This is a genomic window from Streptomyces sp. NBC_00989, assembly GCF_045162655.1.
Classification (GTDB): Bacteria; Actinomycetota; Actinomycetes; order Streptomycetales; family Streptomycetaceae; genus Streptomyces.
Window position 1 is genome coordinate 4,461,336 of record NZ_CP108728.1, and the last position, 21,841, is coordinate 4,483,176.

Below are 21,841 nucleotides of genomic sequence, written 5' to 3' on the forward strand. Positions count from 1 at the left end.
TTCGGGGTTCGAGGGGAACCATGTCCACAGGGGGAAGCATGTCCGTACGACGGACAAGACGCACACCACTCGCATCGCTCGCGTTCGTCGGTGTGGCCGCGCTCGCGGGGCCGTTGCTCGTTCCCGCAGCGTCCGCGCAGGCGGCGTCGGGCTCGTTGACCGTCACGACGCTGGGGCGGCACGGTGCGAAGGTGGCGACGACGGTGACCGTCGTCAACGCGTCGTCCGGCGAGACCCGTACCGTCAAGTCGGGCAAGCGGCTCAGCCTGCCGGCGGGCACGTATCTCGCGATGGCCGACATCTACGAGAGCACCACGGACGGTCTGGGCACCGACACCCTCGGCGCGCAGGTCGTGTCCGTGTCGGGGGCCAAGTCCACGACGCTGGACGCCCGCAAGGGCAAGGCGGTGAAGGTGTCGCTCGACACCCCGGCCGATGTCACCGAGCCCGCCACGATCGGCGCGCAGGTGTGCTCCGCCGACGCCAACATGCCCTCCGCCGTCGCCGTGAGCGGCGGGAACCGCGCGGGGTCGCTCTATGCCATCCCCAACTCCTCCAAGCGGCTTCAGTTCGGGTACATGGCGCAGTGGTCCGGCAACGACAGCTATGTCGCGGTCAAGAACACGACCGGCATCCCGGCCGCGCCCGGCGGGTCGTTCAAGCGGTCCAAGCTGGCGACGATGCGTTTCTCGGTGCGCGGCGGGACGCAGATGGCGAACGAGCACGACGTCGCGCTCCAGGCCGCCCCGAAGGTCGACAACTGCACGACCGATCTGTACGCCAACGTCAACGGCGGCAGCGCGCCGTACAGCGCCACCGCCCATGTGACGCCGGGGAGTTGGCAGCCGCGCGACGACATCTTCGCGAGCAACGGTGACGACGTCGGCGGCGGTTTCCCGGCGGTGCGGACGCTGAAGGCTGGGCAGAGCTTCACCCAGTCGTTCGGGCGGGCCGTGTGGAGCCCCATGCACTACCTGCCGACGGTCTGGCAGAAGTCCGTGAACTTCATCCCGGACGCGCTGATCGGCGACCCCGACGTGGGCACGAGCGGAGCCGATCCGACGAAGGAGACGGTGGTCCTGTCCAAGGGGAGCACCACCGTCAAGAAGAAGACCCTGACCAACTGGGGTGACGGCGACGCCGACTTCGCCGCCCGTATCCACTCGGCCGGCACCTACCGGCTGACCGTGGACGCCCACCGCTACCGCCCGGGCATCACCTTCCCGTCCGGCATGCTGTCGTCGCGCGTCACCCTGGACTGGCGGTTCAAGGCCGACCCAGCCAAGTCGGTGGTCGCCCCCGTCTTCATGACCCGCTTCCTGCCCGCCGGCCTCGACAGCCGCAACCGGGCGAAGGCGAACAGCACCACCTCGGTCACGGTCGGTGCGGGCCGCGGATCCCAGGGCCCCGACGTCAAGTTCACCAAGTCGACGGTCAAGTCCCTGAAGGTCTGGGCGTCTTCGGACGGCGGCAAGACCTGGAAGGCCGTCTCCGTCACCCGCTCCGGTACGTCCTGGAAGGCCTCCGTGCACAACCCGGCCTCCGGCGCGGTCGCCCTGCGTTCCCAGGTGACCGACTCCGCCGGCGGCACGTCAGTGGAGACCGTCTACCGCGCCTACGCCATCGGCTGATCCGCCCTGCTCTCCGCCTCGGCCCCCGTCCCGGCCGCCGGCTCCGACCCCGTCCGCACAGGGCTGGTCGCCGGCCGGGGTGGACGGTTCGGGCGTGGGTGACGTCGAGGGCTGGGACGGGGTCGAGGGCTCGGACGGAGTCGTCGGCTCGGACGGAGTCGTGGGATCCGGGGTGGCGGGATCCGGGGTGGTGACGGGGTCCGGGGTCTCCTCCACGGGAGTGCTCGGTGTTCCGTCGCCCTCGCAGCCGGTCTCCGGGGTCGTCGGCTCGGGGTCCGGCTTCGGGTCATCGGTCTTGGGCGGCGCGGGAGTTGGCTCCGTGGGCGTCGGGTCGGGGGGCGTCGGGTCGGAGGGCGTGGGCTCCGTGACCGTCGGCGGCTCGGGAGCCGGCTTCGTGGTCACCGGCGGTGTGGGCGTCGGCTCAGGTTCCGGTTCCGTGGTCACCGGCGGGGCGGGAGCCGGCTCGGTGGTCACCGGCGGCGGCTCAACAGGTGCTGTAGGAACCGGAGTTCCCCCACCACTCCCCACCGGCGCCACGCTCGACCCGCCCCCGCCCCCGGTACCGCCAAGTACGGCCGGAGACAGGTCATTTATGGACCCGTCCGCCGCAGGAGCCGTAGAACCCCTGCGGTCGCCCGGCGTCTTCGAGGGCTTCCCCGTGCGCGGCTGGGATGCCACCGGGGCCTGGGACACCGGGACTTCGGCCACCGGCCCCTTCGCGACCGGGATCTCCGTGGCGTCGGTGCCGCCGAGGAGGACGCAGACCGCGACGGCGCCCGCCACGGCCGTACCGACAGCGGCCGCCATCTGCGTCTTTGACGCGCCGACCGCCACATGCCGTACGCCGTGCAGGAACCCGGCGCCATGACCACCGGCAGCCGTGACCGCGCCCGCGGAGCCCGCGCCGAACGCGGCGAGCAGGTACTTGCCCGCGCCACCGAGGACGAACACGAGCAGGGCCGGTGCGACGAGCGCGGGCAGCCGGTCGTTGGCGCGCATCAGGGCCGCGAGGCGGGCGCGGCAGTCGTCGCACGCGTCGACGTGGCCGAGGAGGCGTTCGGACTGCCGCTCGGTGGCGCCGCCGCGCACGTACGCGGGCATACGGGCCCAGTGGACCTGGCACGCGGGATCGTCCGGGGCGCCGGTCTGCTCGCGCAGGAACGCCTGCCGCATGCCCTCGCGCGCACGGTGCAGCAGTACGGCCGTGGCGCCCTGCTTGGTGCCGAGCTGGGGGCCGATCGCGGCCAGCGGCAGGCCCTCCGCCTCGGCCAGCCACAGCGCCTTCACCCAGCGCTCGGGCAACTGCTCAAGTACCCGTACCAGCAGGTCCGTTGAGGACACCTGCTCGGCCGGGTCGCTCCCGTGGCCCTGGACGTGCACAGGGTCCGCGCCGGCCCGCTCGTCGGTCTGCGGATCGTGCGGTGTCTCGCGTGCGGCGCTCCCCGCGGCCGTGGCGAGGTGCTTCACCGTCGTCATGAGGTACGCCGGTACGTTCTCGATCTCATGGCCGGCGGACAGCCTGCGCCACACCCTGAAGTGCGCCTCGGCGACGAGGTCTTCGGCGACCCAGGTGTTGTGGGTGAGCGAGCGGGCGTAGGCGACGAGGCGCGGCTGCTGCTCCTCGTAGATCCGGGCGTACGCGGCGGCGGGACCGTCGTTCATGGCAGCAACGCTCCAGTTGCCAGGGGGGCGGGGAAGGATTTGTAAGCCTAGATGGCGAAACTTTCAACTAAAGTTGCAGCAACAACGGAAGGTGACCCAGATCACATCAACCAACTTCCGTAACGGCGTAATCAAGCGCCCCTCCGTGCGCTCAAGGAGGGTGAGTCGGCACAACCGGCCGCCGCCCCACCCGAATCGGAGACCGCCCATGCGCCACGTCACCCTGGAACAGCCCACCAGCGCCCGCCTGCTGGCCGACGACGACCAGGAGTTGGCCGTGACGGCCACCCTCCGCTACTCCTCCGGCGACCCCTTCGCCGTCCAACTCCTCTTCCCCGCCTGGATATCGCTCGACGGCAAGAAGGTGACGTGGACCTTCGCGCGGGCACTCCTGGAGGAGGGTCTCGCCACCCCCGCCGGGATGGGCAACGTGCACATCCGGCCATACGGCCCCGCCCACACGGCGGTTGAGTTCCACTCGCCGGAGGGCATCGCGATGATCCGCTTCGACACGGTCGCCCTGCACCACTTCCTGCGCCGCACGTACCGGGTGACCGAGCCGGGCCGGGAGGCCCTGGAACCGTCCCTCGACCGGGGTCTCGCCTCGCTGCTCGACGGCGCGTGACACCCGCGGCCACGTTTCGGTGCGATCGCGGTTGGCATATTCTGCAAGGCCTCTTGATGTGATCTGGTTCGCCGGTACCCCCCGCCACGCACGAACGGTGCCCGTCTGGAGAAAGCTGCCCCCATGAGCGAATCGCCGCACAGGACGCCCCGCACGCCCACCCGTGCCGTCGTCGTCGGAGGCAGCCTCGCCGGCATGCTCGCCGCCGCCGCCGTCAGGGACCACGTCGACACCGTCGAGATCATCGAGGCGCACGAGCTGCCCGAGGGGCCCGAAGCACGCCCTGGTGTTCCCCAAGCCGCGCATTTCCACGTCCTGTTGTCGGGCGGCGCGAACGCGATCGAGGACCTGTTGCCGGGCACGGTCAAGGAGTTGTCGTCCGCGGGCGCCAACCGGGTCCCCATGACGACGAACATGCTGATCCACTCGCCCGAGGGCTGGTACCGGCGCTGGGAACGGGACAGCCACTACCTGATCACCGCGAGCCGCGACCTGACGGACTCCGTCGTCCGCAGGCAGGTGCTGAAGGACCCGCGCGTCAGCGTGCGCCCGCACACCAAAGTCACCGCCCTGCTGGGGAGTTCACGCCGCGTCACCGGCGTACGGCTGCGCGCGGCGGACGGCACCGAGACCGAGCTGACCGCGGACCTGGTCGTCGACGCCTCCGGAAGGGCGTCCCGAACTCCGCGGTGGCTGGGCGAGTTGGGCGTCCCGGGCCCGGCCCAGGACAGCATCGACTCCGGCATCGCGTACGCCAGCCGTATCTACCGCGCCCCGGTCCCCACCCACAACTGGCCCGTGATCAGCGTCCAGGCCGACCCCCGGCGCGGCGAACCCGGCCGCACGGGCGGCATCGTCCCCATCGAGGACGGCCGCTGGCACGTCAGCCTGATCGGCACCCCCGGCGCCCAACCCTCCCGCGAGGCAGCCGAGTTCGAGCCCTACGCCCGCACGCTCCGCCACCCGGTCATCGCCGACCTCCTGTCCCACGCCGAGCCCCTCACCGACGTCGCCCTCACCCACAGCACGGTCAACCGCCGCCACTACTACGAACGCCTGAAGTCCTGGCCCGAGGGCCTGGTCGCCCTGGGCGACTCGGTCGCCGCGTTCAACCCGGTGTACGGCCACGGCATGTCGGTGGCGGCCCTCGGCGCGGTAGCCCTGCGCACCCAGCTCTCCTCCCGCGGCCTCACCAACGGCCTCTCCCGCAAGGCACAACGGGCCATCGCGGCCCCCGTCGAACTCGCCTGGAGCCTCGCCGTGAGCCAGGACATCCACTACAGAACGACAAAGGGCAGGAACGCGGGCCCGGCCGACCGCCTGTTGCAGCGCTACGTCAGCCGCTTGTCCCACACCGCCACGGGCTCGTACCACGTGGCCACCGCGATGACAGAGGTCCTGACCCTCCAGTCCCCGGGCACGGCCCTGCTCCGGCCGAGTGTCCTCGCGGCGGCGCTGATCGGACCGTTGCGACCACAGCTGGACGGGCCGACGTTCACGGCCGGGGAACGGGAGTTGCTGGCCGAGGCGGGGATCTTGTTGCCCGGGATGGGCGGGTAGCGCGCCGGGATTGTCAGTGGCGGCTGCTTCCATGAAGCCATGAGCACCGTGCACGAGGCCGCCGCCCTCCTCCCCGACCCCGCCGAACTCCGCGCCCACCTGCGGGCGTTGGCCTTCCTCGACGTGACGATCGGCGACGATCCGCAGTTCGCGCAGTACACCTTCGACGCCGACTGGGGCCCGGGCGAGGAGGTGGCCCTGATGAACAACGGCTCCGGTGACGACTTCTCCGTCCACCTCACCCCGGCCGGCATGCTCATCCGCGGCTTCGACCACGAGTCGGCGATGAGCCCGTACGGGACGGACGACGAGCAGGTCTGGCCCGGTGTCATCGACGAAGTGCCCGCCGCACTGCGCCCGTTGCTGGACGAACCCGCCTTCTACGACGAGGGAGTCGGCGCACCTCGGATCACCGTCTGCCTGTGGCGCGAGACCGGCGACACCGCATGGCGCACCGGCTCGGCCATCGGCTTCCCCGTCGGCAGTGAGGACCCGGACGGCTCCGACTTCCTCTTCCACCTCCTCACCGACCGCTCTCCCGAGGCCGTCCAGGCCCACTTCGAGGACTACTACGAGCGTCCCGTCCCCCTCGACGCCGTCCGCCACGTCCTCGCCGGACACCCCGTGACCCCGGCGATCGCGGCGGCCCTCAACCCGGCCGGGGTCAAGTAGCCGAGCAAGAGACCGTGGGCCAGGTCCAGTTGCCGTTCGCCTGGATGGTGGCGCCCCAACTGTTGCCAGAGCCGTTGGGTTTGGCGGTCAGTACCTGTGAACTGGGGTACGTGGCGGCGATGTTCCAGGTCGCGAGGATCTTCGCGGGGGACGGGACGTTCATCGTCACGGTCCAGGTGTTGGAGCCGCTCACCGTGACGTTGAGGTTGTAGCGGTCGCTCCACTGCTGGCCGGCCGACAGGGTCGCCGTGCAACTGCCGGTGTTCCCACCGCCGTTGCCGCCGCCGTCGGGGGCCACGGCGCGGCCCGTCGTCGGGGAGATCGTTCCGGCGCAGAGGTTGCGGGCGGCCAGGCCCTGGGCGATGCGGGGGATCGCCGCGACCGTGTTGGCGGGCCAGTCGTGCATGAGGATGATCTGGCCGTTGGTGAGCCGGGCGGCCGCCTGGACGATCGCGTCGGTGCTCGCGCCGTTCCAGTCCTGCGAGTCGACGTCCCAGATGATCTCCGTCAGACCGTACTTGGCCTCCACGGCCTTCACGGTCGCGTTGGTCTCGCCGTACGGCGGGCGGAAGAGCTTGGGGGTGCCGCCGCCCGCGGCCGCGATGGCCTGCTGGGTCCGGGAGATCTCCGAGTCGATCGTCGCCTGGGTCTGCTGGGTGAGGTGCGGGTGGGTGTAGCTGTGGTTGCCGACCCACATGCCGGCGTCGACCTGGGCCTTCACCTGTGCCGGGTAGGCGGCCGCGTACTGGCCCTCGTTGAACATCGTGGCCCGAAGACCGTTCTGCTTCAGGGCGTTGAGCAGGGTCGGGGTGTTGCCGGACGGGCCGTCGTCGAAGGTGAGCCCGACGTACCCGCCGCAGGTGGCGGCCTGCGCCGGAGCCGCCGCGCCGACGGCGAGGGTGCCCGCGGCGGCCAGGGCGACGACGGCCAGCCTGGCGACCAGGGATCGCAGGGAACGTAACGAGAAGAAGTGCGGTGCGGGTTTCATGTGAAGTGGTCCTCCAGCATTGGGAGTTGAGGGGCGGTCAGCTCGCCGTGCAGGAGACCGTGGGCCAGGTCCAGTTGCCGTTCGCCTGGATGGTGGCGCCCCAACTGTTGCCGCTGCCGTTGGGCTTGGCGGTCAGCACCTGTGAACTGGGGTACGTGGCCGCGATGTTCCAGGTGGAGAGGACCTTCGCGGGGGACGGGACGTTCATCGTCACGGTCCAGTCGCTGGAGCCGGAGACCGCCACGTTGAGGTTGTAGCGGTCGCTCCACTGCTGGCCGGCCGACAGGGTCGCCGTGCAGCCGCTGCTGCCGCCCCCCGAACTCGTGCCGCCCACCGTGATGTTGGAGTTGCCGCTGCTCTGGTAGCCCTCGGTCGCGAGGATCATGTAATAGCTGAAGCTGCCGAGGGGCATTCCGGCGCGGGCCCAGGCGTCGAAGTGGTTGCCGGTGGTGATGGTGCCGCCGGTGCGCTTCGTCTGCCGGACGCTCCAGTACTGGTCGAAGGTCTTCGTGCCCTCCACCGAAGGGGCGTTGTAGCGCGTGGTCTTGTAGATGTCGTACGTGCCGCCGTCGCTGGTGACAGTGCCCATGTACGTGCCCGTGGGCCGGTAGGTGCCCCAGTTGTCGACGATGTAGTACTCGACGAGCGGGTTCGACGTCCAGCCGTACAGCGACAGATAGCCGTTGCCGGACGGGTTGAAGGTCCCCGAGTACGTCACGCTGCGGCGACCGCCGGTGCTCCAGCCCTTGCCCGCGACGAAGTTGCCGGTGTTGCTCCACGTGGTGCTGTAGTTGCCGGCGGAGCCGAGGTTCATGGAGACCGACCCCTGGGTGTCGGTCCAGAACGAGTAGTAGTAGCCGTTGTTGGTGCCGGTCTGGTTCGTGGTGACGACCGTGTCGGCACTGGCGGTGCCGGGCAGGGTCATCGCGGCCAGGAGTGCCAGCAGCAGGGTGCAGACGCCACTGACGAACAGCCTGAAGGGGTTGGGTCGGGGTGGGGGTGCGAGTGCGGGTGCGTTGCTCATGCGGGTGCTTCCTCCTCGTCCTCTCACATCACGGTCACGACGGCGTCAGTGTTGGTCTGCCCCTGTCAACTGTCAATAGTTTCGGTTTCGATTACGAAATATTCGCCGCTCGCCGACGCGTGACGCTATGCCGAATTCCCCAGCTCAGAAGCTCAATTGAACGATTCACGCCAGGAGGTCGCCCATGGATCGTCGACAATCAAGATCCGACCGTCGAATGTTTTCGCCCGAATGTTTCGAAGAATTCCCCGATCATACGAACCGCTATCCCACGGTCGCCGAAGTCACCCGGTCCGCCCGGCGGTTGGTGTCCAGACATCCCGAAGCCAGCCGACTTCGCCGGATCGGGAGGTCCCGCGCGGGCCGTCCGATCCTGCTGCTGTCCGTGGGGCACGGATCGCGCCACGTTCTCGTGGTCGCCGGACCACACCCCGACGAGCCGGTCGGCGGCACGACCGCGCTCGTCCTGGCGGAGCAAGTGGCGCGCGGGGAACGGCTGTTCGCGGCGACCGACCCCGCGATCGTCACCTGGGACATCGTCCTGTGCCTCGACCCGGACGGCGCGGCCGTGAGCGAGGCCGGAGCGGAGGGAGCGCCGACCACGGCCGCACCCGCACCCGCACCCGCACCCGCACCCACCCTGCGCGGCTACTACCGCACCACCTACCGCCCGATCGCCGCCGAGCAGCCGGAATGGGCACCGATCGTCTCGCGCCAACTCCCGGAGAGCCGGGCGCTGTTCGAGGTCATCGACGACCTGCGCCCCTTCATCCAGTGCTCCCTGCACAGCACCGATATCGGCGGCAGCTGGGTCCAGTTGACCCGCGACCTCCCCGAACCGGCCGCCCCCTTCCACGCGTCCGCCGCGGAACTCGGCATCCCCTCCGACACGGCACGTACGACGCCCTGTACTGGGACAACCCCAGCCCCGCGGTCCATGTCCTGCCCCCGCCGGACGACACCGCACGCCTGGCGGCCGGTTCGGAGAACATCGGGGCGTCCACCTGGTGCGCACCCCTGCGGTACGGCGGAGTCACCGCGATCGTCGAAGTCCCCATGTGAGCAAGCGACTTGGCCGAGGACCTGTCCCCGTACCCGGACGCCGGACACGCTCTGCGCGACCTGGCCCCGCGCTGGTCCGGGACGGCGGCCGCCAAGTGACCGCCGTACTCGAAAGGGCACGCGCCTTCCTGCCACCGCCCGGGCACGACCCGCTCAGACGCGTGCTGAAGTGCATGGCCGACGGCCTCTACGACATGGTCGCCGAGTCCTGGCAACCGCTGGCCCGCCAGGCCGCCGCCGCGTCGGCCGGCGACGACCCGCGGCGACTGACGACGGCCCAGGTCTCGGCCCTGAACATCGTCGCCCGCCGCCAGCCGATCCGCGCGGCAGGCCTTCTGCTACGGCTCCTGGAGGCATCCGACGACCAGGCCGCCCCGGCGCTGTACCGGGAGTTGGACGAGCTCTTCACCGCGTGGTGCGCGGACGCCGAAGAGGCCCTGCGGGTGCGCTGGGTACCGGTCCACGACCAGGTGGAACACCAGGCACGTACCGTCCTGGCCGGTGCCGAGAGCGCGTTGAAGTCCCTCCGCTGACCACGTGACGGACCCCGACGGACCCAGGGTGACCGTGCTTGGCGGCGCGCTCCTCACCGCCGGGCGAGCAGCGCGTCCACCCCGAACTCGAACCGCTCCTCGAACGACGCCGGCGCGAGATGTCCCGCCACGCGGTGGAGCGCGGGATGGGTCGTCTCGGAGATCGCCCGCGCCAGGATGTCGCCCAACGGCCGGTGATCCACGGCCTGTTCCTCCTGCGTGAGCCCCAGCGCGAAGTAGACGACGGCCCACGAGGTCCACGCTGCCTCGCGGTCGCCCAGGCCGCACGCGAGCAGCGCCTCGACCAGGCTCTCCGCGTAGGACAGGGTCATGGGCTCGGCGGCGTACGTGCCGACCACGAGTGCCGCGCCGTCGCGATGGGACAGCAGGGCTCGGCGGAACCGGCGGGCCAGTTCGCGGGCCCGTTCGGCGGGGACCTCCGGCAGGCCGGTGAGCGGGATCTCGCCGAGTACGGCGTCCGCCATCAGCTCCAGCATCCGGGCCTTGGTCTTCACATGCCACTGCACGGTGTTGATCCGCACGCCGAGCCGGTCGGCGACAGCGCGCGTGGACACCGCGTCCAGGCCCTTCTCGTCCAGGAGGTCCAACCCCGCGCGGATCACCGCGGCCGGATCCAGTCGGTCGCTCTGTTGCTTGTTGGTCACTGACCTAGTTTACTGCACCCGAAGACTCTAGGTCAGCGACCAAGAAATGGGTGATCTCATGGCAGCACAGCGAGTGGCGGCAGAGCGGGTGGCAGCACAGCGGACGGAAACAGCGCAGGTCGTCATCGCCGGAGGCGGCCCCGTCGGCCTCTGGCTGGCCGCCGAACTCCGGCTGAACGACATCTCCGTCACCGTCCTGGAGATCCGCACCGAGATCGACGACCGCTCCAAGGCGCTCACCGTGCACCCGCGCGGCGTCGAGGTGCTGGCCTCCCGCGGTATCCACCAGCGCTTCCTCGACGAGAGCCTGAAGATCTCCACCGGCCACTTCGCCAACCTGTCCAACCGGCTCGACTTCTCCGTCCTGGACACCCCGTTCCCGTACACCCTCTTCATCCCCCAGGCCCGCACCGAGGCGCTCTTCGAGGAGTACGCCCGCGGACTCGGCGCCACCATCCGGCGCGGGCATCGCGTCACGGGCTTCACCGAGGACGCGGACTCGGTGACCGTCCAGGTCGAGGGGCCGGAGGGGCCGTACGCGATCGAGGCCGAGTACATCGCGGGCTGCGACGGCACCCGGAGCACCGTGCGCGAGGCGGCCGGCATCGGCTTCCCCGGCACGGACTCCCGCTACCTCGGCTGGCTCGGCGACGTCCTCTTCGACAACCCGCCCGCGCCCGGCTTCAACCGCTTCACCGAGCGCGGCGGCCTGATGATCGTGCCCCTGCCCGACAATCGGTGGCGCATCGCCGGCACCAGCCCCGACAGCGAGACCACCGAGTGGCCCGGCGACTTCACGATGGACGAACTGCGGCAGAAGGTCGTCGACATCGCCGGCGACGACTTCGGCATGCGCGACCCGTCCTGGCTCTCCCGCTACGGCAACGCCACCCGGCTGGCCACCCACTACCGGCGTGGCCGCGTCGTCCTCGCGGGCGACGCCGCCCACCAGCACTTCCCCACCGGCGGCGTCGGCATGAACGTCGGTTTCCAGGATGCCTTCAACCTCGGCTGGAAGCTGGCCGCGACGATCGACGGCTGGGCCTCGGAGGGCCTGCTGGACAGCTACCACACCGACCGCCACCTGGTCGGCGAGCAGCTGATGGAGCACAGCCGCGCGCAGACCTACCTGTTCCAGGCCTTCGCACCCGAGGGCCTGGCCCTGCGCGACCTGCTGAGCCGGATGATCCCCGAGTCACGGGAGTTCAGCGACGTACTGGCGGGCCGCCTGACCGCCCTGGACGTCGCCTACCCGAGCACCGACCCCGCGGCCCACCCGGTGACCGGCACCCGTGCCCCCGACCTCCCCCTCGTGGACACGGACGGCACCCTGTTCGGCGCGCTGCGGGCGGACTCGTACGTCCTGCTCGACTTCACGCCCGACGGCGCGCTCGCCGACCGCGCCCGGCAGCGGATCACCGTGCACGCCGGGGCACCCAACCGCACGCGGCCCGCGTGGTCGGACGTACGCGCCGCCCTGGTCCGCCCCGACGGACATGTCACGTGGGCGTGGACGGAGGAGGACGACACGAAGCTGGCGGCGCGGGTGGACGCGGCCCTCACCACGGCCCTCGGCCTCTAGGAAGGACCGGACCCATGGATCTCGGACTGAAGGACAGGGTGTACGTCCTCACCGGCGGCACGCGCGGACTGGGCTACGCCGTCGCCCGCGAACTGGTCGCCGACGGCGCCAAGGTGGTCGTCACCGGCCGCGACGAGAAGCGCGCGGCGGAGGCCGCGGCCGAGCTGGGACCGAACGCGGCCGGAGTCGCCGTGGACAACTCCGACCCCCGGGCACCACGTCAACTGATCGCCACCGCAAGGGAGTTGTTCGGCGGCTTCGACGGCGTCCTCGTCAGCGTCGGCGGCCCGCCCGCGGGCGACGTGGCGGCCACCACCGACGAACAGTGGCAGGCGGCGTTCGAGTCGGTGTTCCTGGGCGCGGTACGACTGGCCCGAGCGGCGGCGGGGAGTTGCGGCCCGGCGGCACCATCGGCCTCGTCCTCTCCGGCACGACCCACGAACCGGCCCCGGGCATGGCCATCTCGAACGGCCTGCGCCCCGGCCTGGCCGGCTTCGCGAAGTCCCTTGCGGACGAACTGGGCCCCCGCGGAATCCGCGTCGTAGGCCTCCTCCCGGGCCGCATCGCCACGGCCCGGATGCGCGAGCTGGACGGCCTCTCCCCCGACCCCGACGCCCGGCGGGCCGCCAACGAGTCGGCGATTCCGCTGCGGCGGTACGGGACGCCGGAGGAGTTCGGGCGGGCGGGCGCGTTCGTACTGTCACCGGCGGCGTCGTACGTCACCGGAGTGATGGTGTCGGTGGACGGCGGGGCCCGGCGCGGCTTCTGACGGCGTGCACGCACGGGACGCGGGGGGGCGCTTGTTCGGTTCCCCGCGCCCCGTGGCGTACGCCTGCCCGGTAGGGGGTACGCCCGCGCCGAAGCCGGGCCGGAGGCGGACTCCGCACTCCGGACCGGCCGAAAACCGTCAAACGGTTCTTGCCGAAAAGCAGCCAACGGACCCCGGAATGAGCACAATTGGGATTGTCGGCAGTTCTGCTCACATAAGGGGGAATGAGCGGTGACGCGTGTTGTAGGCATCGACCTCGGGACCACGTACTGCGCGGTGGCGGTGGCGGACCGTTCGGGAAGGCCGTCCATCGTCCGCAACCGGGAAGGCGAGAACATCACCCCGTCCGTGGTGATGTTCCAGGGCGACACCGTCGTCGTCGGTTCCCAGGCGAAGCGGTCCGCGGCCACGGCTCCCGACCACGTGGTGCAGTTCGTCAAGCGCTACATGGGGGACGCCAACCCCGTCTACCACTCGGAGTCCGGTACGCCGTACCGCCCCGAGGAGATCTCCGCCCTGCTGCTCAAACGCCTCAAGGAGGACGCCGAGATGATGCTCGGCGAGCCCGTCGAGCAGGCGGTCATCACCGTGCCCGCGTACTTCGACGACGTCCGGCGCAAGGCGACGCAGGACGCCGGGCGGCTCGCCGGTCTCGAGGTGCTGCGCATCGTCAACGAACCCACCGCGGCCGCGCTCGCCTACGGCCTCGACCAGGCGTCCGAGGACGGCGAGGGCGCCGCGGACATCGGCACCGTGCTCGTCTACGACCTGGGCGGCGGCACCTTCGACGTCACCGTCATGCGGGTCGAGGACGGCGACTACACGGTGATCGCCACCGACGGGGACCGCAACCTCGGCGGCTTCGACTGGGACGGCGCGCTGATGAACTACCTCAACGGCGCCTTCGTGGCCGCGGGCGGTCCGGACCTCACCGAGGACAGCGCGCTACAGGCCGAGTTGCGCGACAAGGCGGAGATCGCGAAGCGGACCCTCTCCAACGCCCCGCAGTCCGTCGTCGTCCTCTCCGCGGGCGGCCGCCACGAGCAGATCCGGGTGACCCGCGAGAAGTTCGAGGAGATCACCGCCGAACTGCTCGACCGCACCCGCATCATCACCGAGGGCGTGCTGGAGGAGGCGGGGCTCGGCTGGTCCGGCATCGACCGGCTGCTGCTGGTCGGCGGCTCCACCCGGATGCCCATGGTGCAGGACCTGATCCAGCGGCTCGCCGGGAGAGAGCCGGAGCGCGGCATCGCCCAGGACGAGGTGGTCGCGCTCGGCGCCGCGCTGATCGGGCTGGACGCGGCGGTGCGTGCCGAGGAGGCGCAGGAGAAGCGGAAGTACGTCGGCAGCGGGGCGACCGTCGACTCCGCCCCCGGTGACGGCCTGGCCCGCCTCACCAAGGGGAAGGTGAAGTCCATCCGCGACGTCACCTCGCAGTCGCTCGGCATGATCGCGACCCGCATAGAGGACCACGACCTCCAGTACAACGCGGTGATCATCCCGCACAACACACCCGTCCCGGCCAAGAAGAGCGACACCTTCCACACCCTCGTCGACCAGCAGAACCGGCTCAGGGTCCAGGTGACGGAGGGGGACGACGAGGACCTGGAGTACGTGAAGACGGCCGGGGAGGGCACCCTCGACATCCCTCGGTACCCCAAGGGCGCGCCGTTCGAGGTGTCGTACTCCTACGACGTGGACGGTGTCATCCACGTCGAGGTGAAGGACGTCACGACGGGCAAGTGGCTCGGCGAGTTCGAGCTCGAACGCCCCGACAACCTGAACGCCGCCGAGCTGGCCGAGCTCGGTGACCGTGTCGCCCGCATCCCGACCCTCTAGGTCCCGACCCTCCAGCGGGAGCCGGCAGCGATGACGACCGAGGACATACCCGACTACTACGCGGAGTTCGGCATCGACCGGTCCGCGTCCGCGGACACGGTGAAGGAGAAGCTCGACCGGTCGTTCCGCACCTGGTCGAGCCGGGCCAGCCGGGCCCCCGACGCCACGAAGCGGCGGGAGGCCGAGGACAAGGTGGCGCTGATCGCCCGGGCACGGAAGGACCTGCTAGACAGCCCCGCCCAGCGCCACGCCTACCACCTCAGGCTGGACCAGGCACGGCAGCGCCCGCGCACACCGGAACCGACACCCGGACCACGGACGCAGCCGCACCCACAGACCCAGCCGCACCTGCAACCCACCCTGGGCGGCCGGGACTGGGTGGGACACGCCCGCAGTCTGATCGACCAGGGCAACACCGAGGGCGCGCTGTACGAACTGCGGCAGGCCGTGCACTACGACGACGGCAACGGCGACGCCTGGCGCCTGCTCGGTGCCGTCCACGCCGCCCAGGGTCGGTGGAACGACGCGTTGCAGGAGTTCCAGCGGGCCCTCGCGCTGCACCCCCGCGACGCGCTCACCCACACCCTGATCGCCCAGGTGCACGAGCAACTCGGCAACCCCACCACCGCCGCCAACTGGCATCTGGCGGCAGCCCGACTCGCGCCCGACGACACCGACATGCGGGTCACCGCCGCCAACAGCCTTTACCAGGCGAAGCGTTACGACGAGGCGCTGAGCAACTACGAGCAGGCCCTGGCGCAGCGGTCCGGCGACCCGGCCGTCCGCGACCAGATCGGCCGGATCTGGTCACTGCGCGCCGAGGGCGCCATGGTCTGGCACCCCGTCAGACAGCGGTACGTCATCGCCTCGGAGAGCAGCGTCTCGATGGTCACGCACTGCGTGGACCAGGCGCTGGCCGTCGGCATCTCGGACCCCGGGCTCACCGCCCGCCTGAACGACTACCGGGTGGAAGCCGACATCGCACCGGCCAAGACCTGGCGCTGGCACAAGAGCATGGCCGTGATCATGGGCATCTGCCTCATGTTGACGTGGGTGTCGACGACGCTGACCGTGCTGGCCGTAGCCGGATTCCTCTTGCTGCCGATCGTGATGGGAGTCAAACCGCGCTGGCAGCACGCCTACAACGACCTGCCCCCGCACCTAAGGCCGCAGACCAGGAGATTCTCATGACCACTCCACCGCACGTACCCCAGCCGGAGGCAACACCCGCCCCTCAGCCGGAGACACCGCCCGTCCCCCAGCCCGAGGCACTGCCCTTCCCCCGGCCGGAGGCACCGCCATTCCCCCAGCCCGTGGAACCGGCCGAACCACCGCCCGGCCCGGTGGCGCAGCCCGCCCCGGCGGCGGCGCAGCCCGACCCGTTCGCCGTCGTGGCCGACGCGGTCGACGGCATGCGCGACGAACTGGCCGCCCTCGGCGACCAGTTCCGCCGCCGGCTGCTCAACGACCGGGAGGTCCGCCGAAGTCTCGACGGACTGCTCGCTGAACTCGACCACGCGCACCAGGCCGCCGAAGGCCGCGTCGTACAGCCACTCCTCTACGACCTCGTCCTCCTCGTCGACCGGATCGAACGGCAGGCCGCACAGGACGACGCCCTCGTCGGCTCCGTCGCGGGGGAGCTGCTCGCCCTCCTGGAGAAGTACGGCATGACCCGCATCCCCGTCACCCGCAGCCCGTTCGACCCCGATACGCAGGAGGCCGTCGGAGCGCTCGCCGCGCTCTCGCCGGAACAGGACGGAGAGGTCGCCGAAGTGGTCCGACACGGCTACCGGATGGACACCCGCATCGTGCGACCGCAACAGGTCCGCGTCTACACCGAGCGGTGAGCGGGGGCTGGACGAGCACCGTCCACGCTCTTGCTCACGGGCGTCGACTCCGCTGAACGGCGAGGCCCGGTGACCGCTGTCGTCGAGGCGGCGGCCGCGGCAACTTGGGACAGGCCGGGCCAACGCCCGCGTACCGCGTACCGCGTGCTCTATCCGCTTCCGTCGCACTGGATCCCCAGGTCGTGCGGGATGTCAGCACCAAGTCCGGTGACCGGCTCGATCTGCGTTGAGGGGGATCTCCAGACGATCAAGCACCCCTCGGTAGGGTCGGTCGACATGGGCAACCACGCCACCCAACGGCAGACCGGCCAGAACTCGATGTCGCGAACCGACGCCGTGTGGGCATGAGCGTCTATGTGTGGATCCTGCCCGCGGTGATCGCCGCCGCCTGGATCCTGTCGTGGTGGGGCCAGCGGTGGATCCGGTGGACTCTGCTGCCCACCGGGGCCGTCGTCTCCGTGCTCTTCGTCGTCACGGGGTTCCACCTGCCGGTGCCGCCATTCAGCCCGGACAGCGGCTGCACCCGCGAACAGGTCCAGTGCATGAATGCGCGTCCGGTCTTCTGGCTGGAGACCGGACTGTTCGGCTTCGTGTGCTGCGTGCTGTTGCTGATCCCGACGATCGTGGCCGAGATCGTCAACCGGGTCGAAACCCGGGCCTCCGCGGACTCACCGGGCCTGCCCTCAAAGGAAGCGTGACCCCAACGCCCCAGGGCCCCGGCGTTTGCCTCGGACGTCCGGTTGATCAGGTGATGGCATAGAGGGAGAGGACGCGGCGGCGTTCGGTGTGGGCTCGACGTCCGGTGGCGGTGTTGACGTACCCGGAGAGCGTGAGCTCGGCGGCGACACGTGGGCCCCCGACGAAAGAGAGCACGGAGATGAGGCCCCGGCGGACAGCGGACTCCACCGCATCCACGTGCTCCCCACGACAGGACCCAGCCGACAACGGCCGCCGCCGGACCGTCAGTTGGAGACTCGGCGTCCCCTCCACACCAGAATCACCTCGCCCACGAGCGCGAGGATCACCAGCACCGCACAGCATCCGAAACCGAGCAGCCCGGCCGCGACCACGTAGAGCGAACCCGGGTCCGTGCACGCCCAACTGGACGAGCAGTTGACGGTCCCCGGGTCCGCCGGCGGCCCCATCGCGAGCCAGCCGATGACGACGCAGAGCACGGAGACGACGGCCGCGGCGGACAGCAGGACCCACCGGATCCGCCGGGCGCCCCACCACGACAGGATCCATCCCACGACGATCACCGCCGGCAGGACGAACACGTAACCGGGGACTATGCCCACTGTGAATCGCTCCGCGACATCGAGGTGAGGCCGGTCTGCCGCTGGGTGATGTGGTTGCCCATGTCGATCAACCCTACGGTGGGGTGCTTGCCGGCCGGCAGGTCACCCGTCGGCTTCCGCGTCCTCAACCCCCAGGCCGAGGTCGAGCCGGGCGATGCTGTACGTCGTCTCGGCCATAACCCGATTGCGTCAAACGAGTAGGAAAAGTGCCACGGCCCAGATCTGCGCAGGACCCCAGAGCCCTGAAAAAGGCGTGGGTGGAGTTCCCGTCGCCCCCGTCGCATCGAGCAGCGCAACGTCCGCACGGGAAAAACCAAGGGCCCGACTCCGAAGACCCGGACCCTCTCTGACCTGCACAGCTGCCAGACCATCGACGTTCGAGTGATCGCATCCAGCGCCGATCCAGCACCGTGGGACTGGTCCAGCACGTCCAGCCGCGCCGGCGCGGTGCGAAGAAGTCTCCGGCAGGTCGGCCGACGGGCACGGCCGGTCGGCACACCTCCGGTGGCGTGGAGGACACCGATCAGGGGGATCAACCCCGGCTGCGGCCTCATCTCGTGCTCTTCGGTCCCGGCAACCCTGACCATGCGGAGTCGCCCCCCGGTGCCCATCGAAGCAAACATCCAAGAACCACCATCTCAGGACGGAGCGCTCATCTCGGCATCCGAAAACGCGTCAGTCCTGGGAGCGGGGAGCGGAACCGTGCCGTTGAGGATCGCGTCCAGGGCCTGGCGAACCTCGCGGCCCGGCCCGACCGCGAGTCCCTCCCCCAACCGACGGGCAAGGCTCGCGTACACCGCGTAAGCGTCATGGGTTCGGCCCTCGCCGTGCAACGCCGACATCAGAAGGGCGACTCCGCGCTCCCGGAGCGGATGCTCCCCGACGTGCCGCAGAAGGCGCGGAATCACCCCGCTGCCGCGACCGGTCGCGATCGACAGGGCGAAGTATTCCTCGGCCGCGATCGCCTGCTGCTCCTCCAGCGCCGCCGTGTGCGAGGCGAGACTCGGTACATCGAGCCCGTCGTACACGCCGCCACGCCACAGCGCCAGCGCGCGCTCGTACAGGCCGAGGCTGGACTCGACCCGCCCGAGCGCCTTCGCCGACTCCGCCTCGACATGGAGCCGGGAGAACACGACGTGGTCGATCCGTTCGGCGTCGATGCCGAACACGCACCCGTCCCGGACCCGGTCGAGACACATGTCGGAGGCGCCCGATGCCGTGATCGCCCGCCGAATGGAGCCAAGGCAGTTCATCACCTGCTCGCGTGCCGTCCGCGGCGGGCCGGTATCCCACATCGCGTCGATGAGCGCATTCGTGGAAATAAATGCGTTGGGTCGCGTCATCAAGGCGGAAAGAATGATCCATTCACGCCTGCGATTAACGCCGATGCTGGACCGGAGGGGCTCGGCATACGGTTGCCCGAGAATCCCGAAGTCGGGCATCGACCATCCCTTCCAATAAAAGACGGAGGCAAGGAGATTCGCACAAAACCAACAGGAAGCCGCTGCCATACGTTTGAAAGTGTAGGCGCCGCAGACTCCTTTGTTGCGCCTGAGCACGACTCTTTATGGCTCTTTGGGGCCGCCTTGGGGGACCGCATGTACATCCGCTCCCTGCGGCCCGGCGATGACCTGGTGATGGAGCGGTGATGGGGAGGCGATGGAGCGACCTGACATCTTCTTGGCCATCCGGCTCGCTGGAACCAAGAAGGGCCACCCTGTGGATCAAATGGTTCTCAAAGCCCAGCAATGGGTCAATGCAACATACACAGGAATATCCGGTTACAACCCGTGCACCGAGAACGGAATGACCGGCTGGGAGACGATCTACTGCCTCACCCGGGCACTCCAGCACGAACTCGGCATCACCACACTGTCCGACAACTTCGGGCCGACGACATGGGCGGATCTCAACGCGTACGGCCCGGTCGGGCGGGATTCCGCCAACATAAACATGCGGACCATCGCAGAGGCGGCCCTCTACTGCAAGGGCTACAGCGGCGGCGACATCGACGGCGGCTTCAACGTGGACACCGGCAGCGGCCTGACCGCGCTGGTCGCGGACATGGGTCTGCAGGTTCCGCCCGCCGACTCCCAAATCTACGACGTGGACCCGAAGGTCTTCAAAGCACTGCTGACCATGGACGCGTACGTGATAACGGCCGGCGGCTCCGACACGATCCGGACCTGCCAGCAGTGGCTCAACGACGCGTACTACCAGAAGGGCCAGTTCTTCATCGGACCGTGCGACGGGCACTTCTCCCGCAATGTCCAGCAGGCCCTGGTACTGGGCATCCAGTACCAGATGGGCCTGACGGACAGTCAGGTGACGGGTGCCATCGGACCGACCACCGAAGGGGCGCTCAAGACGGTCTCCTATGTGTCCAGCGGCTCACAGGACTCGGGGTCGGCCGGCTGGGTCCGGTTGTTCCAGTGTGCCCTCACGTTCAACAACTTCGACGCGCACTGGGGGGACGGCGGCGGCACGTTCGGTTCCGACCTGGCCTACACGGTGATGCGTTTCCAGCAGTTCTGCTCGCTGGACGCCAACGGCGCCGCCGACTACGAGACATGGATGTCGCTGCTGGTGTCGACCGGGGACCCGGACCGCAAGGGCACCGCGTTCGACTGCATGTATCCGCTGAACGCGACGACGGTCCAGACGGTGAAGGACAACGGGTACTCGATAGTCGGCCGCTACCTCATCGGCGGCACGAGCAAGGTGCTGACCAACTCCGAGATCGCGCTCATCTTCGACAACGGCCTGTCCCTCTTCCCGATCTATCAGGACGAGGGCAACGTGATCACCGACTTCGGCCCCGAACTGGGGGTCGCGGCCGGAAACGACGCGGCTGGAGCCGCGATGGACTTCGGTATCCCCTACGGCACGGTCATCTACTTCTCGGTCGACTTCGACGCGACCGACGCGGACATCACCAGCGTGATCATCCCGCACTTCCAGGGCATCAACGACGGGGTGGGCGCGTACGGCAGCCTGTACGCGATCGGTGTGTACGGGTGCCGGAACACCTGTATCCGGCTGGCGGCCGAAGGCCTCACCACCCGGAGCTTCGTCAGCGGCATGTCGACCGGCTACAGCGGCAATCTCGGCTACCCGCTCCCGGACAACTGGGCCTTCGACCAGATCAAGGACTTCACGCTGGCACCCGGCACCAGCGGCGCGGTGGAGATCGACAACGACATCGTCTCGGGCCGGGATCTGGGCGTCGACAGCGTGACCCGGCCGCGCGATCCCAACGACGGCTTCTACACCTATCTGATCTGGCTCGAAGCCAGGGCCGGCCAGTGGATCGATCAGGGGCACACCTCCCGGTCCGCGTCCGAACTGGTCGCGCAGTACCTCCGGGCACGCGACGGGCTCTACAAGTTCACGGGCGCCGACACCACCTTCGGCTCGCTCGACCAGGACTTCGTCGACTTCGTGAACGCCTATCCCGACGAGCCGTTCGCGAGCCCGCTGCGCGACCCCGACCTGCTGTGGGATTCCGACGTCGCCCACTTCGGCGCGTCGTACGGCGCCGTCATCACCACCGGTCTCGATGACGACCTCACATCGGCCAACCTGGCGGACTTCGGGACCTGGGGCGGCGATCTCGTCAGTGTGCTGGGGCAGTTCCACCAGAGCGGGCTGTCCGCCGACCAGGCATACGACTACGCCGCCGGCCTGATCGGCGCCAAAGGTGAGGGCACCTACTTCTCGCTTGCCGATGTCCTCGCCGACATCGACGCGTGGATCCTGGGCCACGGCGCCTTGCAGGACTCAAGCCAGACGCTGTCCGCGGCGTTCAAGGCGAACTACGCGTCGTCGGCCGCTTCCGTCGCACGACGCAAGGCGTTCTACGCGCTCCGGTTCGGCAGTTCGTCCGACACCTTGGGAACGGCGGCCGTGAACGCGATGGTCCGCGGCACCGACGAGATGGCCGTCATCCGCGGAGCCTTCTGGTACGACCAGTTCGGATCGGTGACCTGCCCCTCTCCTGAATTCATGTCCGCCGACGCGATCGGTGGTGTGGCGACGGCATTCCGCGACGCCATCCTCCAGTACTGCTCATGACGAATCGAGG

General features: G+C 69.6%; 17 protein-coding genes and 2 pseudogenes. 12 read left to right on the top strand and 7 right to left on the bottom strand.

The features are described 5' to 3' along the window. Window positions 1–38: 38 nt before the first annotated feature. The gene (locus OG714_RS19200) at window positions 39–1,631 is read left to right on the top strand and encodes a hypothetical protein (protein ID WP_406122537.1); all 1,593 of its coding nucleotides are present in this window, start codon (window positions 39–41) and stop codon (window positions 1,629–1,631) included. Here OG714_RS19200 and OG714_RS19205 read toward each other — a convergent pair. Then, window positions 1,593–3,293 (bottom strand): sigma-70 family RNA polymerase sigma factor, encoded by a 1,701-nt coding sequence (locus tag OG714_RS19205; protein ID WP_406122539.1) that lies wholly within the window; start codon window positions 3,291–3,293, stop codon window positions 1,593–1,595. The two genes, OG714_RS19200 and OG714_RS19205, sit on opposite strands and share 39 nt — an antisense overlap. 208 nt (window positions 3,294–3,501) lie before the next feature. Here OG714_RS19205 and OG714_RS19210 point away from each other — a divergent pair, with 208 nt between their 5' ends. The 3 genes from OG714_RS19210 to OG714_RS19220 all read left to right on the top strand — a co-directional run bounded on the left by OG714_RS19210 (window position 3,502) and on the right by OG714_RS19220 (window position 6,150). Then, entirely contained in the window at window positions 3,502–3,918 is a 417-nt protein-coding gene (locus OG714_RS19210) for an SsgA family sporulation/cell division regulator (RefSeq protein ID WP_406122541.1), read from the top strand. A gap of 123 nt (window positions 3,919–4,041) precedes the next feature. After that, window positions 4,042–5,478, top strand: coding sequence for an NAD(P)/FAD-dependent oxidoreductase (locus OG714_RS19215; RefSeq protein ID WP_406122543.1), 1,437 nt, complete (start codon window positions 4,042–4,044; stop codon window positions 5,476–5,478). 39 nt (window positions 5,479–5,517) lie between these two features. Further along, window positions 5,518–6,150, top strand: coding sequence for a hypothetical protein (locus OG714_RS19220; protein ID WP_406122545.1), 633 nt, complete (start codon window positions 5,518–5,520; stop codon window positions 6,148–6,150). Here OG714_RS19220 and OG714_RS19225 read toward each other — a convergent pair. Beyond that, window positions 6,143–7,138, bottom strand: a complete 996-nt coding sequence (locus tag OG714_RS19225; protein WP_406122547.1) for a polysaccharide deacetylase family protein — start codon at window positions 7,136–7,138, stop codon at window positions 6,143–6,145. The two genes, OG714_RS19220 and OG714_RS19225, sit on opposite strands and share 8 nt — an antisense overlap. Window positions 7,139–7,175: 37 nt before the next feature. After that, window positions 7,176–8,162 (bottom strand): glycoside hydrolase family 11 protein, encoded by a 987-nt coding sequence (locus OG714_RS19230; RefSeq protein ID WP_406122549.1) that lies wholly within the window; start codon window positions 8,160–8,162, stop codon window positions 7,176–7,178. Window positions 8,163–8,379: 217 nt separating this feature from the next. On the opposite strand from OG714_RS19230, the pseudogene OG714_RS19235 reads away from it, so the two are divergent. Continuing rightward, window positions 8,380–9,757, top strand: a pseudogene (locus OG714_RS19235) (M14 family zinc carboxypeptidase). A 53-nt stretch (window positions 9,758–9,810) separates the two neighbouring features. Here OG714_RS19235 and OG714_RS19240 read toward each other — a convergent pair. After that, window positions 9,811–10,422, bottom strand: a complete 612-nt coding sequence (locus tag OG714_RS19240) for a TetR/AcrR family transcriptional regulator C-terminal domain-containing protein (RefSeq protein WP_406122551.1) — start codon at window positions 10,420–10,422, stop codon at window positions 9,811–9,813. A gap of 58 nt (window positions 10,423–10,480) precedes the next feature. Between OG714_RS19240 and OG714_RS19245 the strand changes: the two genes are divergently transcribed. The 6 genes and pseudogenes from OG714_RS19245 (at window position 10,481) to OG714_RS19270 (ending at window position 17,157) form a co-directional block, all read left to right on the top strand. Beyond that, entirely contained in the window at window positions 10,481–12,004 is a 1,524-nt protein-coding gene (locus tag OG714_RS19245; protein ID WP_406122553.1) for an FAD-dependent monooxygenase, read from the top strand. Window positions 12,005–12,018: 14 nt separating this feature from the next. Beyond that, window positions 12,019–12,773: pseudogene (locus OG714_RS19250) on the top strand (SDR family oxidoreductase). 231 nt (window positions 12,774–13,004) lie between these two features. After that, window positions 13,005–14,612 (top strand): Hsp70 family protein, encoded by a 1,608-nt coding sequence (locus tag OG714_RS19255; protein ID WP_406122555.1) that lies wholly within the window; start codon window positions 13,005–13,007, stop codon window positions 14,610–14,612. Between the two features lie 30 nt (window positions 14,613–14,642). After that, on the top strand, window positions 14,643–15,803 hold the full coding sequence (locus OG714_RS19260; RefSeq protein ID WP_406122557.1) for a tetratricopeptide repeat protein: 1,161 nt from the start codon (window positions 14,643–14,645) through the stop codon (window positions 15,801–15,803). After that, window positions 15,800–16,459 carry a nucleotide exchange factor GrpE gene (gene grpE, locus OG714_RS19265; protein WP_406122559.1) on the top strand — a complete coding sequence of 220 codons (660 nt, stop codon included), beginning with the start codon at window positions 15,800–15,802 and terminating at the stop codon, window positions 16,457–16,459. Before OG714_RS19260 ends, grpE begins: the two co-directional genes overlap by 4 nt. 344 nt (window positions 16,460–16,803) lie before the next feature. Next, entirely contained in the window at window positions 16,804–17,157 is a 354-nt protein-coding gene (locus OG714_RS19270; protein ID WP_406122561.1) for a hypothetical protein, read from the top strand. A gap of 46 nt (window positions 17,158–17,203) precedes the next feature. Here the strand turns inward: OG714_RS19270 and OG714_RS19275 are convergent, their stop codons facing one another. From OG714_RS19275 to OG714_RS19285, 3 genes are all read right to left on the bottom strand, one after another. Then, on the bottom strand, window positions 17,204–17,365 hold the full coding sequence (locus OG714_RS19275) for a hypothetical protein (protein ID WP_406132248.1): 162 nt from the start codon (window positions 17,363–17,365) through the stop codon (window positions 17,204–17,206). Between the two features lie 56 nt (window positions 17,366–17,421). Continuing rightward, the gene (locus OG714_RS19280) at window positions 17,422–17,757 is read right to left on the bottom strand and encodes a hypothetical protein (protein WP_406122563.1); all 336 of its coding nucleotides are present in this window, start codon (window positions 17,755–17,757) and stop codon (window positions 17,422–17,424) included. A 638-nt stretch (window positions 17,758–18,395) separates the two neighbouring features. Then, complete coding sequence (locus OG714_RS19285) at window positions 18,396–19,199, bottom strand: BTAD domain-containing putative transcriptional regulator (protein WP_406122565.1); 804 nt, start codon at window positions 19,197–19,199, stop codon at window positions 18,396–18,398. A gap of 364 nt (window positions 19,200–19,563) precedes the next feature. On the opposite strand from OG714_RS19285, the gene OG714_RS19290 reads away from it, so the two are divergent. Beyond that, window positions 19,564–21,831: a glycoside hydrolase domain-containing protein gene (locus OG714_RS19290; protein WP_406122567.1), complete on the top strand. Its 2,268-nt coding sequence runs from the start codon at window positions 19,564–19,566 to the stop codon at window positions 21,829–21,831. The last annotated feature ends 10 nt before the right edge of the window (window positions 21,832–21,841 follow it).

Coding starts and splice junctions, on each gene's coding strand:
- grpE (WP_406122559.1), top strand. CDS start 15,800: ATGACCACTCCACCGCACGTACCCCAGCCGGAGGCAACACCCGCCCCT.
- OG714_RS19205 (WP_406122539.1), bottom strand. CDS start 3,293: ATGAACGACGGTCCCGCCGCCGCGTACGCCCGGATCTACGAGGAGCAG.
- OG714_RS19200 (WP_406122537.1), top strand. CDS start 39: ATGTCCGTACGACGGACAAGACGCACACCACTCGCATCGCTCGCGTTC.
- OG714_RS19220 (WP_406122545.1), top strand. CDS start 5,518: ATGAGCACCGTGCACGAGGCCGCCGCCCTCCTCCCCGACCCCGCCGAA.
- OG714_RS19245 (WP_406122553.1), top strand. CDS start 10,481: ATGGCAGCACAGCGAGTGGCGGCAGAGCGGGTGGCAGCACAGCGGACG.
- OG714_RS19260 (WP_406122557.1), top strand. CDS start 14,643: ATGACGACCGAGGACATACCCGACTACTACGCGGAGTTCGGCATCGAC.
- OG714_RS19225 (WP_406122547.1), bottom strand. CDS start 7,138: ATGAAACCCGCACCGCACTTCTTCTCGTTACGTTCCCTGCGATCCCTG.
- OG714_RS19270 (WP_406122561.1), top strand. CDS start 16,804: ATGAGCGTCTATGTGTGGATCCTGCCCGCGGTGATCGCCGCCGCCTGG.
- OG714_RS19285 (WP_406122565.1), bottom strand. CDS start 19,199: ATGCCCGACTTCGGGATTCTCGGGCAACCGTATGCCGAGCCCCTCCGG.
- OG714_RS19215 (WP_406122543.1), top strand. CDS start 4,042: ATGAGCGAATCGCCGCACAGGACGCCCCGCACGCCCACCCGTGCCGTC.
- OG714_RS19210 (WP_406122541.1), top strand. CDS start 3,502: ATGCGCCACGTCACCCTGGAACAGCCCACCAGCGCCCGCCTGCTGGCC.
- OG714_RS19230 (WP_406122549.1), bottom strand. CDS start 8,162: ATGAGCAACGCACCCGCACTCGCACCCCCACCCCGACCCAACCCCTTC.
- OG714_RS19290 (WP_406122567.1), top strand. CDS start 19,564: ATGACCGGCTGGGAGACGATCTACTGCCTCACCCGGGCACTCCAGCAC.